Consider the following 16,905-nt stretch of genomic DNA (forward strand, 5'->3'; position numbering starts at 1 on the left):
GCGCCGGGCCCCGCGCTCGCGCCGCGCCCGGCCCGCCACCGCGCCCCGGCTGGGCCCGCTACCCCGCCTCCGCCGTGCGTGCCTCCGCCGCACGCCGCTCGGCCTGATGGTGGCGCCAGCGCTCCAGCATCCTGGGAAGCTCCTGCTGGATCCACTCGAAGAAGTCGGCGGTCTCGGTGATCCGCTGCCCCGCCGGGGTGCCGGGGCCGAGCACCTTCGCGCCGTCCCGCATGGTGCTCTCCCAGCGGGAGAGCATCTGGTCGCGGCGGGTCAGGGTCTCGTACCAGACCTCGTTGAAGAGCCGGTAGCGATCGCGGCGAGAGCCCGGCTCGCGCTCCCGCACCACCATGTCCACCTGGGACAGATAGCGGATCGCGCCCGAGACGGCGGCCGGGCTGATCCGCAGCCGCTCGGCCAGTTCGGCGGAGGAGAGGGCCCCGGAGTCGGAGACGAGGAGCGCGGCGAAGACCCGCGCGGCCATGCGCTGCATCCCGGCCTCGGCCAGATCGGCCGCGAACCGCTCGACGAACCTGGACACCGCCGCCTCGTCACGCTCACCACCGGGCGCGCTCTCCGGTTCGGTCGTCTCCCTCACCGCTTCATCATCTCCTCTCTTCGTCACATCATCATAAGTTTATATGGTTCCTTAACTTCACAATTTTGTGAAAGTAGCGTAGCTTCGGAATCATGAAAACGGCAATCTCCGTGTCCGGCCTCCACAAGTCCTTCGGCCGGACCCACGCGTTGGACGGCCTCGACCTCGAAGTCGAGGCAGGCGAGGTCCATGGCTTCCTCGGGCCCAACGGCGCCGGGAAGTCCACCACCATCCGGGTTCTCCTGGGCCTGCTCCGCGCCGACTCCGGAGCGGTGCAGATGCTCGGCAAGGACCCCTGGCACGACGCGGTCGACCTCCACCGCCACATCGCGTACGTCCCCGGAGACGTCACCCTGTGGCGCAACCTGAGCGGTGGCGAGGTCATCGACCTCTACGGGCGGCTGCGCGGCGGCCTGGACACCGCACGCCGCGCCGAGCTCCTGGAGCGGTTCGAGCTCGACCCCACCAAGAAGGGCCGTACCTACTCCAAGGGAAACCGTCAGAAGGTCGCCCTGGTCGCCGCGTTCGCATCCGAAGTGGAGCTGCTGATCCTCGACGAGCCGACCTCCGGGCTCGACCCGCTCATGGAGGAGGTCTTCCGCGAGTGCGTCACCGAGGAGCGCGACCGCGGTCGTACGGTGCTGCTCTCCAGCCACATCCTCAGCGAGGTCGAGGCGCTGTGCCGGAGGGTCAGCATCATCCGCAAGGGAAGGCGGGTGGAGTCCGGTTCACTCGCCGAGCTGCGCCATCTGACGCGTACGTCGGTGACCGCCGAGCTCGCCGGGGAGCCGCGTGGCCTGTCCGCCCTCCCCGGGGTGCACGATGTGGACATCCAGGACCGGAGGGTCAAGCTCCAGGTCGACACCGACAAGCTCGACGCCGTGCTGCGGCAGCTCACCGAAGCGGGGGTGCGCAGCCTGCTCTCCACGCCGCCCACCCTGGAAGAGCTCTTCCTCCGCCACTACCAGGACGACGTCACGCGCACGGAAGCCGAGGCGATCACCCGATGACCGCCGTAGCCGACGCCCGGGTCTCCCCCCGCGCCCGCGGATCGGCCCGCGATCTGGCCGGCACCGGCACGCTGCTGCGGCTCGCGCTACGGCGCGACCGGATCATGATGCCGGTGTGGGTGCTGTGCCTGGGGCTGACGGCCAGCAGCACCGTCGGCCGTCTGAAGAGCACGTACGAAACCCCTGAGCAGCGCGCCGATCTCGTCCACGACATGAACGGGAACGGCTCGACACGAGCCCTGTTCGGCGCCGCCTTCGACGATTCGCTCGGCGCGCTCACCGTCTGGCGCGTGGGTGCCTTCCTGACGGTGTTCGCCGCGATCATGAGCCTGCTCATCGTGCTCCGGCACACCCGCGAGGAGGAGGAGACCGGCCGTCAGGAGGCGCTCTCCGCCGGTATGGTGGGCCGCCGCGCCGGTCTCACCGCGGCCCTGCTCACCGTGGGCATCGCCAACGGCGCGGTGACCCTGCTCATCGCGGGCGGCCTCGCGAGCCAGGGCGGCACCGGTGCGCTCGCCCTCGGCCTCGCCGTCGGCCTGTCCGGGATGGCCTTCGGCGGTCTGGCGGCCGTCGCCGCCCAGCTCACCGAGAACACCCGGCTGGCCCGGGGCCTCAGCTCCGCCGCGGTCGGCGTCGCCTTCGTGCTGCGCATGGCGGGCGACGCCGCCGAGGACGGCAGCAAGGGCTCCGGCCACGTTCTGGTCTGGCTCTCGCCGCTGGGCTGGGCCGAGTACGCCCGGCCGTACGCGGACGAGCGCTGGTGGCCGCTGCTGCTGATCGCCGTGCTCGCCGGCGCCTCGATCACCCTCGCGTACTCCCTCGCGGGCCGTCGCGACGTGGGCGCCAGCTTCTACGCCAGCCGTCCCGGCCCCGCGGCCGCCGGCCCGCTGCTGACCGGCGTCTACGGCCTGGGCTGGCGGCTTCAGCGCGGCGCCCTGCTCGGCTGGGCCGCGGGCTTCGTCTTCTCGGGGGCCATTTTCGGCAGCATCTCCGACGGCGCCGACGACTTCCTCGGCGACAGCGACCAGACCCGCGAGATCATCCAGCGGATGGGCGGCGCGCAGGGGCTCAGCGACGCCTTCCTGGCCGCCATGGTCGGCGTCCTCGGCACCATCCTCACCGTCCACACCGTCAGCTCCGTGCTGCGGCTGCGCAGCGAGGAGACCGACCAGCGCGCCGAGCCCCTGCTGTCCAACGCCGTCAGCCGGCTGCGCTGGGCCGGGAGCCATCTGGTCATCGCCTACCTCGGCCCGGTCGCCGTGCTCGCCGTCGGTGGTCTGGCGCTGGGCCTGGGCTACGGCATCGCCGCGGGCGACGTGGCCGATCAGCTCCCGCGCGCCCTGGGCGCCACCCTCTCCCAGCTCCCGGCGCTGTGGGTGGTCACCAGCCTGACGCTGCTCCTGGTGGGCGTGTTGCCGAAGTACTCGGCCGCGGCCTGGGGACTGGTCGGCTGGGTGGTGGCCGTGGGCTGGATGGGCCCGGCGCTCAAGTTCTCCCAGCCCGTCATGGACACCTCACCCTTCAGCCACCTGCCGAAGCTGCCGGGCGACGAGGTGACGGCCGCGCCCTTCCTGTGGCTGCTGCTCCTCTCGGTGGTAGCGGCCGCCGGCGGCCTGGTGGGTCTGCGCCGCCGTGACATCGGCGGCTGACCCCCGCCGACCCGCCACGTCCCGGCGCGCGCCCCCTGTTGTCCACAGGCTGTGGACAACAGGGGGCGCGTCCGTCTCCGCTCAGAGTTCGACCCTCAGCTCCCGCAGCCCGCGGATGACGAAGTTCTCGCGCCGCTCCGGCTCCCCGGCCGGCCGCAGGCCGGGCGCCTTGCGGAGCAGGGCGCCGAAGGAGGCGATGAGCTCCAGCCGGGCCAGCGGGGCGCCGAGGCAGTAGTGGATACCGGCGCCGAAGCTGACATGGGGGTTGTCGGTGCGGGAGAGGTCGAGCGTGTCGGGACGGTCGAAGCGGGCCGGATCGCGGTTGGCCGACCCGAAGAGCAGCGCGACCTCGCTGCCGCGCGGGATGACCGTGCCGCCGACCTCGATGTCCTCCAGCACCCACCGTTCGAAGAGCTGGAGCGGGGTGTCGAAGCGCAGCAGTTCGTCCACGGCGGTGGGCAGCAGCGCGTCCGGGTCGGCACGGAGCAGGGCGAGCTGCTCGGGGTGGCGGAAGAGCGCCCACCAGCCGTTGCCGGTGGAGTTGACGGTGGCCTCGTGGCCCGCGTTGAGCAGCAGCACACAGGTGGAGATCATCTCCTGCTCGGTGAGCCGGTCGCCCTCGTCGTACGCGGCGATGAGCCCGCTGATCAGATCGTCCCCCGGGGCCTTGCGGCGCGCTCGGATCAGCTCGCGCAGATAGGCGGAGAAGTCGAGGGACGCGCGCACGGCGCGGCGGGCCGTCTCCTCGCCCGGGTTCAGCTCGTACATCCCGCAGATCTCCGCCGACCAGGGCCGCAGGGCCGGGCGGTCGGCCGGCGGAATGCCGAGCATCTCGGCGATGACGGCGACCGGCAGCGGTTCGGCGACCGTCGCGATGAGATCGCCGCCGCCCGAGGCGACCAGGGAGTCGGCGAGTTCGTCCGCCAGCCGCCGGATCGTCGGCACCAGCGCCTCCACCGTCCGCGGGGTGAACGCCTTGGAGACCAGCCGGCGCAGCCGGGTGTGGTCCGGCGGTTCGAGCTCGAGCATGCCGTGGTCGTTGAGGGTGTGGAACGGCTCGTGCTCGGGCGGCGGCGCGGTGCGGCCGAACTCCTCATGGCTGAAGCGGTGCCGATAGGTGCGGCCCAGCCTGCGGTCCCGCAGCAGCGCGCTGACATCCGCATGACGCGGGATCAGCCACTGGCGGGTGGGCTCGAACCAGTGCGCCCGGCCGCGCTCGCGCAGCGCGGCGTACGCCGGATACGGGTCCGCGACGAACGACGGCCGCCACGGGTCGAAGGCAGGAACCTCGGCAGTGCTGCTCATCCCTGGACGGTACCGCTCGTCCCCGGGGGGTACCGCTCGTCCCCGGACGTCCCCGGGGGGTACCGCTCGTCCCCGGACGGTACCGCCGGGCCCGCTCAGCCTCCAGGGGTCACCAGACGGACCTCGTAGGCGAACACCGCCGCCTGGGTGCGGTCGCGCAGCCCCAGTTTCACCAGGATCCGGCTGACATGCGTCTTCACCGTCGACTCGGCGACGATCAGCCGCTCGGCGATCTCGGCGTTGGAACAGCCCTGGGCGACCAGCATCAGGACCTCGTTCTCCCGGTCGGTCAGCTCGGCCACCCGCCCCCGCGCGGAGGGCTGCGGGGCGCCGATCCCCGTCGTCTCGCCGATCCTCGAGAACGTGGTGATCAGACGCTTGGTCACGGTCGGGGCCAGCAGCGCCTCGCCCGCCGCGACGACACGGACCGCCTCACCGAGCTGACGCGCGGAGGCGTCCTTGAGCAGGAAGCCGCTCGCTCCGGCGCGCAACGCCTGGTAGACGTACTCGTCGAGGTCGAAGGTGGTCAGGACGAGGACTTTGGCGTCCGCGTCCGCCGCGACGATCTCGCGGGTGGCCTCCAGGCCGTTGACCTCCGGCATCCGGATGTCCATCAGGACCACATCGGGCCGCAGGGTGGCCACCTGGGCGATGGCCTCGCGCCCGTCGACCGCCTCGCCGACGACCTCGATATCGGGCTGGGCGTTCAGCAGCACGGAGAAGCCCTCGCGGACCATCATCTGGTCGTCGGCGATCAGCACGCGGATGGGGGCGGAGGGGACGTCGGTGGTCATGGCTTCATCGTCTCCCCCTCCGAGACCGGGCCCGGCATTCTCTTCGGCGCCGCCGCCATCGGTCCGGGTGCGTCAGGTGCGGCCGCCTTCCGTCCGAGTGCGTCAGGTGCGGACGTCCCCGGTCCGGACGCATCCCGTCCGGACGCATCCCGTCCGGACGCATCCGCGGCCGGAGCGGCCGGATCGGAGGCGGCCGGGATGAAGACCGCGACCTCATAGCCCCCGTCCTCCTCGACCGCTCCGGCCGTCATCTCCCCGTTCAGCATCGCCACGCGTTCCCGCATCCCGAGCAGCCCGTGGCCCACCCCCGGCGAGGGGCGTACGGCCTGGGTGGGCGGGCCGTTGACGACGCGCAGGCCCAACCCGCCGAGGACGTAGGCGACCTCGACGCGGGCGGTGCAGCCGGGGGCGTGGCGCAGCGCGTTGGACAGCGCTTCCTGGATGATCCGGTAGGCGGACAGCTCCACACCGGAGGGGAGCGGGCGCACGGCACCGGTGGTGATGTGCTCGACGGTCAGCCCCGCCGCCCGGACGCCCGCGAAGAGCGTGTCGAGCGCGGCGAGGGTCGGCTGGGGCGCCTCGGGGTCGGCATCGGCGTAGGCGTCGGGGTCATCGGCCCGGACGACGCCGAGGACCCGGCGGAGTTCGATGAGGGCGGCGACCGCGTTCTCCCGGATCGTCGCGAAGCTCTTGGCCAGCTCCTCGGGCGGGTTCGCCACCCGGTAGGGCGCCGCCTCCGCCTGGATCGCGATCACGGACATGTGGTGCGCGACGACATCGTGCAGCTCCCGTGCGATCGTCGCGCGCTCCTCCAGCAGGGTGCGGCGGGAGCGCTCCTCGACGGTGGCCGACTGCTGCACGGCGACCTGCTGCTTGGTCTCGCGCAGGCTGCGCCAGGCGACGACGGCGCCCACGATGACGCAGGAGGTGACCACCATGGGGAAGGAGTTCGTCTGCCGCCATTCGCTGAGGAGATCACAGGCGACCCCGAACCCGGCCGTGATCAGCAGCATCTGCCCGGCCACCCGAGGGCGGTTCTGCGACGCGACGACCGCCATCACCGCGATGTGCGAGACGAAGAGGGTCGTCGGCCAGGGCCACATGCTGCCGATCGTCGTCTCGGCGGTGCCCAGGCCCCATCCGATGCTCGCCGCGAACGACAGCCACCAGGCGCCGATCGGCCGGTAGAGCACCATCAGCAGGGGTACGCCGCTGAGCAGGGCCAGGCCCATGGCCTCGGTATCGACGGCTACGGCCATGAGGTAGAAGGCGAAGACCGTGATCGCGGTGTGCGGCAGCCACGGTGCGTACTGCCGAATCCGCTGGGGCGCCCGGCGCACCAGCGGATGGGTGGGGGCGAGCGGCGGCACGGGGCGGAAGACGAAGGCGCCGTTGATCAAGTCCTTCCGCAGATCGGACAACGCTGCGCGGATGGTGCGGAGTTCGGTCCGCGGGATCGTCTCAGTCACGCGTCTCACGGTAGGGAGCGGGCGCGCGGCCGTCGTCCCCGGAAATGTGGATTGTGCGGCGTCCTTCTCAAGTACTACGCGGCCGGTGGGTTCCTGGTACTCCGCGGCCGGTTGGGCTCCGGTTACTACGGGGTCGGGTGGGCTCCGGTCATTCCACGGCCGGGTGGCCCCAGTTACTTACGCGGCCGGGTGGCTGGCTTCCGGCGCTGCGCGCCTGGGTGCGCCCCGGTTACTACGCACCCGGGTGGGCTCCAGTTCTACGCGCCCGGGTGGGCTCCGGCCAGTCGGGCGATCTCCTCGGCGACGGTGTGCGCGACGGGCGTGGTGGGGTCGATCGGCGGGAAGTGCCCGCCCTCGGTGGTGACGAGCCGCACGCGCTGGCCGACGCGGGAGGCGGCCGTTACGAAGGCGTCCGCGACCGCCGGGGGCACATCGGTGTCGGCCCTGCCCTGTACGACGGTGGTGGGGACCGCGGTGGGCAGCAGCGCGGCGGGGTCGGCGAGGGCCAGCCGGGCCGTCAGCTCATCGGTGCGGGCGCGGCCGTGGCTGCCGCTGTTGGCGACCCTGTCGCTGCTGCGGTTGCCGCCGCTGTGGCTGGTGTTGCGGCTGTGGCTGTTGGCGCCGTCGTCGCTGTGGCTGTTGACGCGCCTGTCGCTGTTGACGCCGCTGTCGCTGTTGTTGCCGCCGTCGTCGCTGTCACTCTTCCCGCCGCGTTCGCCGAGGAGTTGGCCGACGGCACCGGAACACACGTCCAGCGCACGGGCCGTGGCGAAGTCCGCGATGGGGGCGAGGGCGACGACACCGCACAGCGGGGAGGGCGAGGGCAGATACCAGGGAGTGCCGGACGGCAGCCGATGCCGGGCAGCCGCCCACAACACGGCGTGCCCGCCCGCGGAGTGCCCGGTGAGCACGACCCGGTCGGTGTCCGCCCCGGGGAGCCCGAGGTCCCGGGCGAGCCGCGGCACGCCGTCCACGGCGGCCGCGATGTCGTCGAACGTCTCCGGCCACCGCCCCGCCCGCGGTGCCCCGCCGGTGCCGTCCGGCCCGGGGCGCGGGCGGGGGTCGTCCGGCCCGGGGCGCGGGCCGGTGCCCGGTCCGCCGCCCGGCATCTCGGGGGCGGCCGGACCGTACGGTGACGAGTCGTCCCCGCCCCGCCGGTACTCCACCGACGCCACCGCGAGGCCCCGCCCCGCCAGGAACGCGGCGAACGGGGACACATGGCGGCGGTCGTAGGGGGCGCGCCAGGCGCCGCCGTGGAAGAGGAGGACCAGCGGGGCGGGCCCGGACCCGTCGGGCGGAAGGTAGAAGTCCACCACTTGGTCCGGGTGTTCGCCGTACGCGGCGGTCCGGTCCGGAGCCACCGGCGCGAGCCCGAAGACCGACGCCTCCTCAGCCGCCGCCCCACCCATGGTCAGCCCTCCGCCAACGCGGCGGCCAGCACCCGGGCCGCCCGCTCCACCTCGGCGAAGCCCGTGTACAGCGGGGTGAAGCCGAAGCGCAGCACATCGGGCCGACGGAAGTCGCCGACGACCCCGCGCCGCACCAGCTCCGCCATCACCTCCCCCGCGTCCGCGCACCGCAGCGCCACCTGGCTGCCGCGCTCGGCGTGGGCGGCGGGGGTGAGGGACCGGACGCGGCCCGCCGGGACGTACTCCTCGACGCAGCGGAGGAAGAAGTCCGTCAGGGCCAGGCTCTTGGTCCTGACCTCCTCGATCGTCACGTCATCCCACACCTTGAGCGCGGCCTCCAGCGCCAGCATCGAGAGGATGTCCGGGGTGCCGACGCGCCCGCGGGCCGCACCGGCGGCCGGGGTGTAGGCGGAGTCCATGCCGAAGGGGTCGGCGTGCGAGTTCCAGCCGGGGAGCGGCGAGTCGAAGCGGGGCTGATGCGCCCGGGCGACGTAGAGATACGCGGGCGCGCCGGGGCCGCCGTTGAGGTACTTGTACGTACAGCCGACCGCGAGATCGACCCCGTGGGCGTCCAGCCCGACCGGCAGGGCGCCCGCGCTGTGGCACAGGTCCCACACGACGAGTGCGCCCGCCGCGTGCACGGCGGCCGTGGTCGCGGGCAGGTCATGGAGGCGGCCGGTGCGGTAGTCCACGTGGTTGACGAGCGCGACGGCGGTGCGCGGGCCGGTGGCCGCGGGGATGTCGCCCGCGGCCACCGGCCGCAGGGTGCAGCCGGTCATCCGGGCAGCGGACTCGGCGATATAGCCGTCGGTGGGGAAGGTGGTCTCGTCGACCAGGATCTGATCGCGGTGGGCGCCGCGTTCCTGGGCGATCCGTACGGCCGCGACGACCGCCTTGAAGATGTTCACGCTCGTCGAGTCGCCCACCACCACCTGGCCAGGGGCGGCGCCGAGGAGCCGGCCGACGCGGTCGCCGATCCGCTCCGGCGCGGTCCACCAGCCGCTCTCCTCCCAGGAGCGGATGCGCAGCCGCCCCCACTCGCGGGCGACCACATCGGCCAGCCGGGGCGGGACGGCACGCGGCAGCGCGCCCAGCGAATTGCCGTCGAGGTAGATCACGTCATCGAGGACGAAGGCGTCGCGCTTGGCACGCAGCCGGTCGGCCGCGTCGAGCCGGGCGGCCTCACCGGCCAGACCGCTCTCGGCCGGTGAGGCCCCGGCCGAACGCGGCCCGGCCGGACGGGACGCGGCCGACCGGGACGCGGCAGGCGCGGGGCCGGACTGCTGAGGGCGGGACCACTCCGGACCAGAACGTTTGCGCCCGGACGGCAGAGGGCTGGACGGCTCGACGCCGGACCGCTCAGCACCGGGCAACGCCGCACCGGACGACTCGGCACCCGACGGACCAGGGGCGGACAGACCAGGGGCGGACCGCTGAGCACCGGACGGCTGGAGACCAGAGCGCCCAGCTCCAGACCGCTCAGGGCCGGAAGACGCCGCGCCGGACCGCTCGGGGCCGGACCCCTCAGCACCGGGCGACGCCGCACCGGACGGACCGGGACCGGACCTCAGACTGGGGCCGGACCTCTCGGGGCCGGACGGACCGGGGGCGGACGGACCGGGGGCGGACGGACCGGGGGCGGACGCCTCGGCACCCGACCGTTCAGGGGCGGGCGGGCCGGTCGGAACCAGCCCAGGGGAGACCGGTTCGGTGGGGGTCGGTTCGGTGGGGACCGGCCCAGGGGAGACCGGCCCAGGGGAGACCGGCTCGGTGGGGATCGTCGCGTCAGACATGGCTGCGCGCCGTCCACAGCTCGGGGAAGACGGTCTTCGACGCGCGCTTCTCCAGCCATGCCACCCCGGCCGAGCCGCCGGTGCCGGTCTTGGCACCCATCGCTCGCCGCGTCGCCACCAGATGGTCGTTGCGCCACCGCCACACCAGCTCGGCCACCTCAGTGAGCGCCTCACCGAGCCGGATCAGCTCGCTGTCCGGCGGCCCGGAGTAGATCTCCTCCCAGACCCGCTCCACGCCCGGATCCGGTTCGTAGCGCCGGGTGGGATCGCGGTCCAGCACGGAGGCCGGGACGTCGAGGCCGCGGCGGGCGAGATAGCGCAGCACCTCGTCGTAGAGGCTGGGCTCGGTCAGCGCCTTCTCCAGCTCCGCGTGGACCTGCGGCGCGCCCCGGTGCGGGACGAGCATGGACGCGGACTTCTCGCCGAGCAGGAACTCCAGCTGCCGGTACATCGCCGACTGGAAGCCGGAGCCCTCGCCGAGCGCGGAGCGGTACGCGTTGAACTGGCCGGGGGTGAGATGCGCCAGCGGCGCCCAGGACGCGTTGAGCGACTCCAGCTCGTACGTCGAGCGCTGGAGCGCGGCCATCGCGGTGGGCAGGTCGTCCTCGCGCAGCGCCAGCGCGGCGGTGTGCCACTCATGGACGATGACGGTGAACCACAGCTCCATCACCTGGGTGGTGACCAGGAAGACCATCTCGCCGGGATCGTCGGAGAGGGGGTGCTGGAGGTGGGTGAGCACGGACGCCCGGACGTAGTCCTCGTACGGGGTGGTGCCGTCGAAGTCGAGGTGGGGGGCGTCGGACTCGGCGGCGCCGGAGGCGGTCCGGTCCGGCGTGGCCTCTGCCGACGTGGCCTCGGGCGGCGTGACCTCCGCCGACGTGGTCCGGCCTGGCGTGGCCTCGGCCGAGGTGGTCCGGTCCGGCGTGGCCTGGGCCGGGGCCGGGCGGTCAGGGGCAGGCTGCTGCGACATCGCGTCTCCTGAGTACTGCTCGCTCCCGGGTAGCGGTCCGCCCCTTCCCCTTGATCTCGGAGCCCCGGTCCCCTCGGGGCCCACAGCCGAAGGGGCCCCGCACCGCATCATCCGCGCCGTCCGGACGTACGGCAAGTGCGGAAGGGGCCCGTGGGGCGTAGGCCGCCCCACAGGCCCGGTGCGCCTCGCCACGCCTCAGTGGCAAACCGCTCAGCCGAAAACCGCTCAGCCGAGGCAGGTCAGCAGACGCAGATCAGGAGCGGCGGCTCAGGAAAGCGTGTCCGCCGCGGTCGGGGAGCTCTCGCGCAGGAAGGTCGAGCAGCGCTCGTACTCCTCCTGCTCGCCGATGGCCTGCGCGGCACGCGCGAGCGCGTGCAGGGCGCGCAGGAAGCCGCGGTTGGGCTCATGCTCGAAGGGCACCGGGCCGTGGCCCTTCCAGCCGCTGCGACGCAGGGCGTCGAGTCCCCGGTGGTAGCCGGTCCGGGCGTACGCGTAGGACTCGACCACCCGGCCGGCCTCGAACGCCTCGTCGGCGAGCTGCGCCCAGGCGAGCGAGGACGCCGGGTACTTCGCGGCGACCTCGGCCGGGGCCGCGCCGGAGGCGAGCAGCTCCCGTGGTTCGGGGTCGTCGGGCAGATGGGTCGGGGGCGGTCCCCCGAGCAGGTTCTCGTGAATGGCCATGGGTTCCAGTCTGCCTGGTCCGGGGCCCCACCCGACACGCTCAAGCCACGCGCCCCGTCGTTCCGGGGGAGCGTCCGGCCCGGAGACCCGCGGGAGAGGGCATGGGTCAGGCCCCGGGGCGCCGATCGCCCGGGTCGAGGGGCGGGGCGGAGACACCGCAGTGGTACACGCACTCGGGGCGGCACGGGGGCCGCGCGGCGCCCTCGGCCCCCTTGGCCTTGGCACCCTTGGCACCCTTGGCGCCCTTGACGCGCTTGGCGCCCTTGACGCGCTTGGCGCCCTTGACGCGCTCCGAAGGCGCGGCACCCCCGGCACCCTCGGCCCCCGCACCCTCGGCCGCGCCCTCGGCCCCCGCGCTCTCGGCTCCCCCGGCACGTTTCACCGGCGCCACGCCCTCGGCGCCCTCCGGCACCGCACCCTCCGGCACCGCTCCCTCCGGCACCGCGCCCGCCTCGGCACCCTCCCCCTCCCCTCCCGCTTCCGTCCCCGCCCGCTCCAGGGCGTCCGAGCGCACCGTGCGCCAGGCGACGACCGCGCCCAGCACCAGCACCCCGGCACAGATCGGCATCGCGCGCCGGAAGGTGTGGGCGAACGCGTCCGCCGACCGGTACGCCTCCGGGCCCATCCCCGCCAGCAGCGGCAGCGCCGCCACCGCGACCAGGCCCGCCGCACGCGCCGCCGCGTTGTTGACTCCGCTGGCCAGACCCGCGCGGCCGACGTCCACCGAGGCCAGGACGGTCGCGGTGAGCGGGGCGACCAGCACCACCATGCCGGCGCCCAGCACCACCAGCCCGGGCAGAATGTCGCGCCAGTAGACCGCCCCCACCCCGGCCCGGGTCATCAGCAGCATCCCCGCCGCGCACAGCAGCGGGCCGACGGTCAGCGGAATCCGGGGGCCGATGCGTTTGCCCAGTTCTCCCGAACGGGCCGACAGCAGCAGCATCAGCGTCGTCGTGGGCAGCAGCGCGGTACCGGCGGCCAGCGCGGAGTAGCCCACCACCACCTGGAGGTTGATCACCGAAAGGAAGAAGAAGCCACCGAAGGCCGCGTAGACGCACAGGGTCACCGCGTTGACGGCGCTGAACTGGCGGGAGGCGAAGATGGAGAGCGGCAGCATCGGCTCGGACCGCCGCTTCTCCACGGCGACGAAGGCCACCCCCAGCGCCAGCCCGGCGACGGCCGGAACCACCACGGCGGGCGAGGCGCCCTTCTGCGGCGCGGCGATCAGCGCGTACGTGACCAGGCCGAGCGCGGCCGCGCCCAGCGCGGCGCCGACGACGTCGAACCGGCCGTGGGCCTCCGGATCGCTGGTCTCCGGCACATGGCGCAAAGCGACCGGCACACAGACCGCGGCCAGCGGCACGTTGAGCCAGAACACCCAGCGCCAGCCGGGCCCGTCCACCAGCCAGCCGCCGAGGAACGGCCCGATCGCCGCTCCGACCCCGCCGAAGCCGGACCACAGCCCGATCGCCCGCGCCCGGTCATCGGGGTGGATCACCGACTGGATCAGCGCGAGCGACCCGGGGGTGAGCAGCGCCCCGCCGATGCCCTGCAACGCCCGCGCGGCGATGAGCACCCCGGCGTTCGGCGCCAGCCCGCACGCCAGCGAGGCCAGCGCGAACCAGATCACCCCGATGACGAACACCCGCCGCCGCCCGAACCGGTCCCCGAGCGCCCCGCCGAGCAGGATCAGCCCGGCGAGGGTGAGCATGTAGGCGTTGACGGTCCACTGGAGCACGGGGAGATCGGCGCCCAGGTCGAGCCCGATGCGCGGCAGGGCGACATTGACGACGGTGCTGTCGAGCAGGGCCATGGCGGAGCCCAGCACGGTGGTGAACACCAGCCACCGCCCCGCCGGCGCGGACAGCCGCACGCCTGCCATACCTGGCATGATGCCCGCGCGGCCCCTCAGAGGCCAGCCCGACCGCGAACGGAACCGCGCAGGCAACCGCGAAGAGAACCGCGAAGGAAAAACGGGCACCCGGAACCCAGACGCCAGACGCCTTCCCGGAACCGGAACCGACCCCGGAACGCAAACGGCCCCGGAACGCGAACGGCCCCGGAACGCCAACGGGCCCGGCAACTCACCGCAAGGCGAGAAGCCGGGCCCGGAAGAGCGAGCCGAGGACTACTTCAGCTTCGTAGAGCCGAGGACTACTTCAGCTTCGTCCCCGTGGACCGGAGGTCCGCACACGCCTTGGTGACCCGCTCGGCCATCCCCTTCTCGGCGAGCTTGCCCCAGCTCCGCGGGTCGTACGTCTTCTTGTTGCCGACCTCGCCGTCGACCTTCAGCACCCCGTCGTAGTTGCGGAACATGTGGTCCGCGATCGGGCGGGTGAAGGCGTACTGGGTGTCCGTGTCGAGGTTCATCTTCACCACGCCGTTCTCCAGCGCGGTGCGGATCTCCTCCTCCGTGGAGCCGGAGCCGCCGTGGAAGACGAAGAAGAACGGGTCCTGCTTGCCGTACTTCGCGGCGACACCGTCCTGGAGCTCACGCAGCAGCTCCGGGCGGAGGACGACGTTGCCCGGCTTGTAGACGCCGTGGACGTTGCCGAAGGAGGCGGCCAGCAGGTAGCGGCCCTTGTCGCCCAGGCCGAGGGCCTCGGCGGTGCGCAGCGCGTCGTCGACCGTCGTGTAGAGCTCGTCGTTGATCTCGTGCGAGATGCCGTCCTCCTCGCCACCGGTCGGGGTGATCTCGACCTCGAGGATGATCTTCGCCTTGGCGGCCTCGGCGAGCAGCTCCTGTGCGATGCGGAGGTTGTCGTCGAGCGTCTCGGCGGAGCCGTCCCACATGTGGGACTGGAACAGCGGGTTCTGCCCCTTGTCGACGCGCTCCTGGGAGACCTTGAGCAGCGGGCGGACATAGCCGTCCAGCTTGTCCTTGGGGCAGTGGTCGGTGTGGAGGGCGATGTTGACCGGGTACTTCTCGGCCACGACATGCGCGAACTCGGCGAGGCCGACCGCACCGGTCACCATGTCCTTCTGGTACTGGCCACCCAGGAACTCGGCGCCACCGGTGGAGATCTGGACGATGCCGTCGCTCTCCGCCTCGGCGAAGCCGCGCAGGGCGGCGTGCAGAGTCTGCGTCGACGTCACGTTGATCGCCGGGTAGGCGAACTTGCCCGCCTTCGCCCGGTCGAGCATCTCGTTGTAGATCTCAGGGGATGCGATGGGCATCTGTCCGCTCCTTGTATGTGCGGGTTAGTCGTACTTGGCCCTGACCTAGGGGCGACGTCATCGTCGGGGCCATAATCCCAGACTCCGCCGATTGCTCCACACGGCGCACGCGAGGACCACACGGACGGGGGTGGGAAGGTTTCACGTGAAACCTCCCACGGGGGCGCGACGCGGCTGTACCGCGACACAGCTTGACCTCCGGTGCGACCGCGCCGCGATGCGGCGATACGGCTGCCCCGGCGCAACGGTTGTGCCGGGATGCGGGCGCGCGGCTCCGCCCCCGGTGCTGCTGCGCCGGGGTCACGGCTGCACCCCGGGTGCCGCCATGCCCGGGTGTGGCTGCCCCTGGTGCCGCTGCACCCGAGTGCGAGCACCGCACCCCGGCTGCTGCCGCACCCCGGGGGCGTGGCTGCACGCCGGGCCCGGGTGCACGCCGGGCCCGGGTGCACGCCGGGCCCGGGCGCGGCTGCGCCGCGGTGCCGGTTCAGCTCAGCCCGAGGTCGGCGATCGAATAAGCCGGGAGGTACGGCAGCCCGGCGTCCGCGATGGCCGGCGCGGCCCCGCGCTCGACGATCGTCGCGACCGCGACGACCTCCGCACCCGCCTCCCGCGCCGCCTCCACCGCGGTCAGCGGCGAACCGCCCGTGGTGGAGGTGTCCTCCACCACCAGCACCCGGCGGCCCGCGATGTCCGGGCCCTCGATCCGCCGCTGCATCCCGTGCGTCTTCTGGGCCTTGCGGACCACGAAGGCGTCGAGCCGCCGCCCGCGGGCGGCGGCGGCGTGCAGCATGGACGTGGCCACCGGGTCGGCGCCGAGCGTCAGACCGCCCACCGCGTCGTACTCCAGATCGGCCGTGGCGTCGAGCATGACCTGGCCGACCAGCGGTGCGGCGTCGGCGTCCAAGGTGATCCGGCGCAGGTCGATGTAGTAGTCGGCCTCGCGCCCGGAGGAGAGGGTCACCTTGCCGTGGACCACGGCCTTGTCCTTGATCTGCCGCAGCAGGGCGTCACGCGCATCGCTCATGCGCATGAGCTTAGGCGGTGGCCCGCGGAGCCCTCCAAGCCGCTCCGACTCCACCAGCGCCCGCTCCGCTCCACCGACGCCCGCTCCGCTGCGCCAGTGCCCGCTGATCCGGCTCCACCAGCGCTCGCTCCGCTCCACCGGCGCCCGCTCCGCCCCACCGCCGCACCAGCGCCCGCTCAGCTCCGCCGCACCGGCGCCCGCTCCGCTACGTCAGCGTCCGCCAGCTCCAGGTCATGGAGATCTCCAGCGGATCGATGGGGGTGACCAGGCGCGGCAGGCTGTTGAGCCCGTTGGGCGGGCCGGACTGCGGTTCCACGCACACCGCCTCCGCCTGCTCGTCGTAGACGACCACCCACTCCGTCCGGCTGGTGACCCTCAGCTCGAGCCGGCCGGGCCAGGTGAGCGTGACGTCCACCCCCTCCGGCATGCCGAAGCAGTCGTCCCAGGGGCCGGGCCGCGGCGCGACGCGGCGGCCGGTGGGGAGGTGGTCCTCCCCGCGCTCCTCCTGCCACGCCGCCTCGAAGGCGATCTCCACATCGGCGCCGCCCTCGCCCAGGTTCCGCAGGAACCACGGATGCCAGCCCGCCTGTGCCGGGAAGGAATCGCCCTCGGTCTCCACGCTCATGGTGACGGTCAGGCTGTCCGGGGTGAGCTCGAAGGTCTGGGTGACCCGGCCCTCGTACGGCCAGGGGTCGGCGAGGTCGTAGGTGAAGGCGGCACTGGACCGCCCGGCGCGGGCCGGGCTCCACGCGACGTTCCGGCCGGTCCCGTGGATCGCGTGCGGCGGGGAGTTGACCGGCAGCTGATGGGTCCGCCCGCCGTTGCGGAACCGGCCCAGCCCGGTCCGGCCGCACCACGGCACCATCGGGAACGATCCGTACCGCGGGCCCTGCCGCAGCAGCTCCGTACCGCCGATGCGCAGTGAGCCGATACGACAGCCGTTCTCGGGTGAGACGGTCAGCTCGGCGTCCCCGGCGGTCAGCCGCACGCCTTTGGTCTCCGTTGTCTCTTCGGTGGTCACAGCTACCG

14 protein-coding genes are annotated in these 16,905 nt (G+C 73.1%); 2 read left to right on the forward strand and 12 right to left on the reverse strand.

The annotated features are described in order from the left end of the window. Positions 1–58: 58 nt before the first annotated feature. Positions 59–595 (reverse strand): GbsR/MarR family transcriptional regulator, encoded by a 537-nt coding sequence (locus tag AXW62_RS02220; RefSeq protein ID WP_060942989.1) that lies wholly within the window; start codon positions 593–595, stop codon positions 59–61. A gap of 92 nt (positions 596–687) precedes the next feature. Here AXW62_RS02220 and AXW62_RS02225 point away from each other — a divergent pair, with 92 nt between their 5' ends. Together AXW62_RS02225 and AXW62_RS02230 are read left to right on the forward strand one after the other, a co-directional pair. After that, positions 688–1,605, forward strand: coding sequence for an ABC transporter ATP-binding protein (locus tag AXW62_RS02225; RefSeq protein WP_060942990.1), 918 nt, complete (start codon positions 688–690; stop codon positions 1,603–1,605). Further along, positions 1,602–3,254 carry an ABC transporter permease gene (locus AXW62_RS02230; RefSeq protein ID WP_060942991.1) on the forward strand — a complete coding sequence of 551 codons (1,653 nt, stop codon included), beginning with the start codon at positions 1,602–1,604 and terminating at the stop codon, positions 3,252–3,254. Before AXW62_RS02225 ends, AXW62_RS02230 begins: the two co-directional genes overlap by 4 nt. Positions 3,255–3,335: 81 nt before the next feature. Here the strand turns inward: AXW62_RS02230 and AXW62_RS02235 are convergent, their stop codons facing one another. The 11 genes from AXW62_RS02235 to AXW62_RS02285 all read right to left on the reverse strand — a co-directional run bounded on the left by AXW62_RS02235 (position 3,336) and on the right by AXW62_RS02285 (position 16,897). Continuing rightward, positions 3,336–4,559, reverse strand: coding sequence for a cytochrome P450 (locus tag AXW62_RS02235; RefSeq protein ID WP_060942992.1), 1,224 nt, complete (start codon positions 4,557–4,559; stop codon positions 3,336–3,338). A 95-nt stretch (positions 4,560–4,654) separates the two neighbouring features. Further along, on the reverse strand, positions 4,655–5,353 hold the full coding sequence (locus AXW62_RS02240) for a response regulator (protein ID WP_030836136.1): 699 nt from the start codon (positions 5,351–5,353) through the stop codon (positions 4,655–4,657). Continuing rightward, positions 5,350–6,831, reverse strand: a complete 1,482-nt coding sequence (locus AXW62_RS02245; protein ID WP_063817512.1) for a sensor histidine kinase — start codon at positions 6,829–6,831, stop codon at positions 5,350–5,352. Before AXW62_RS02245 ends, AXW62_RS02240 begins: the two co-directional genes overlap by 4 nt. Before the next feature lie 248 nt (positions 6,832–7,079). Further along, entirely contained in the window at positions 7,080–8,231 is a 1,152-nt protein-coding gene (locus AXW62_RS45365; protein WP_060942994.1) for an alpha/beta hydrolase, read from the reverse strand. A gap of 2 nt (positions 8,232–8,233) precedes the next feature. Further along, positions 8,234–9,424: a kynureninase gene (gene kynU / locus AXW62_RS02255; protein ID WP_060943012.1), complete on the reverse strand. Its 1,191-nt coding sequence runs from the start codon at positions 9,422–9,424 to the stop codon at positions 8,234–8,236. A gap of 592 nt (positions 9,425–10,016) precedes the next feature. After that, the gene (locus AXW62_RS02260) at positions 10,017–10,994 is read right to left on the reverse strand and encodes a tryptophan 2,3-dioxygenase family protein (RefSeq protein WP_079115433.1); all 978 of its coding nucleotides are present in this window, start codon (positions 10,992–10,994) and stop codon (positions 10,017–10,019) included. A gap of 267 nt (positions 10,995–11,261) precedes the next feature. Further along, positions 11,262–11,675: a DUF3151 domain-containing protein gene (locus AXW62_RS02265; protein WP_030836161.1), complete on the reverse strand. Its 414-nt coding sequence runs from the start codon at positions 11,673–11,675 to the stop codon at positions 11,262–11,264. Positions 11,676–11,781: 106 nt separating this feature from the next. Beyond that, complete coding sequence (locus AXW62_RS02270) at positions 11,782–13,557, reverse strand: MFS transporter (RefSeq protein WP_079115434.1); 1,776 nt, start codon at positions 13,555–13,557, stop codon at positions 11,782–11,784. 272 nt (positions 13,558–13,829) lie between these two features. Continuing rightward, the gene (gene fbaA, locus AXW62_RS02275; RefSeq protein ID WP_030836166.1) at positions 13,830–14,852 is read right to left on the reverse strand and encodes a class II fructose-bisphosphate aldolase; all 1,023 of its coding nucleotides are present in this window, start codon (positions 14,850–14,852) and stop codon (positions 13,830–13,832) included. A 484-nt stretch (positions 14,853–15,336) separates the two neighbouring features. Beyond that, a complete protein-coding gene (gene pyrE, locus AXW62_RS02280) occupies positions 15,337–15,882 on the reverse strand; it encodes an orotate phosphoribosyltransferase (RefSeq protein WP_060942996.1) in 546 nt (181 codons plus the stop codon). A gap of 199 nt (positions 15,883–16,081) precedes the next feature. Next, on the reverse strand, positions 16,082–16,897 hold the full coding sequence (locus tag AXW62_RS02285) for an aldose epimerase family protein (RefSeq protein WP_060942997.1): 816 nt from the start codon (positions 16,895–16,897) through the stop codon (positions 16,082–16,084). Between the last annotated feature and the right edge of the window lie 8 nt (positions 16,898–16,905).

Origin of the sequence: Streptomyces hygroscopicus subsp. hygroscopicus (assembly GCF_001553455.1) — a bacterium.
In the GTDB taxonomy this organism is placed as follows: domain Bacteria; phylum Actinomycetota; class Actinomycetes; order Streptomycetales; family Streptomycetaceae; genus Streptomyces; species Streptomyces hygroscopicus.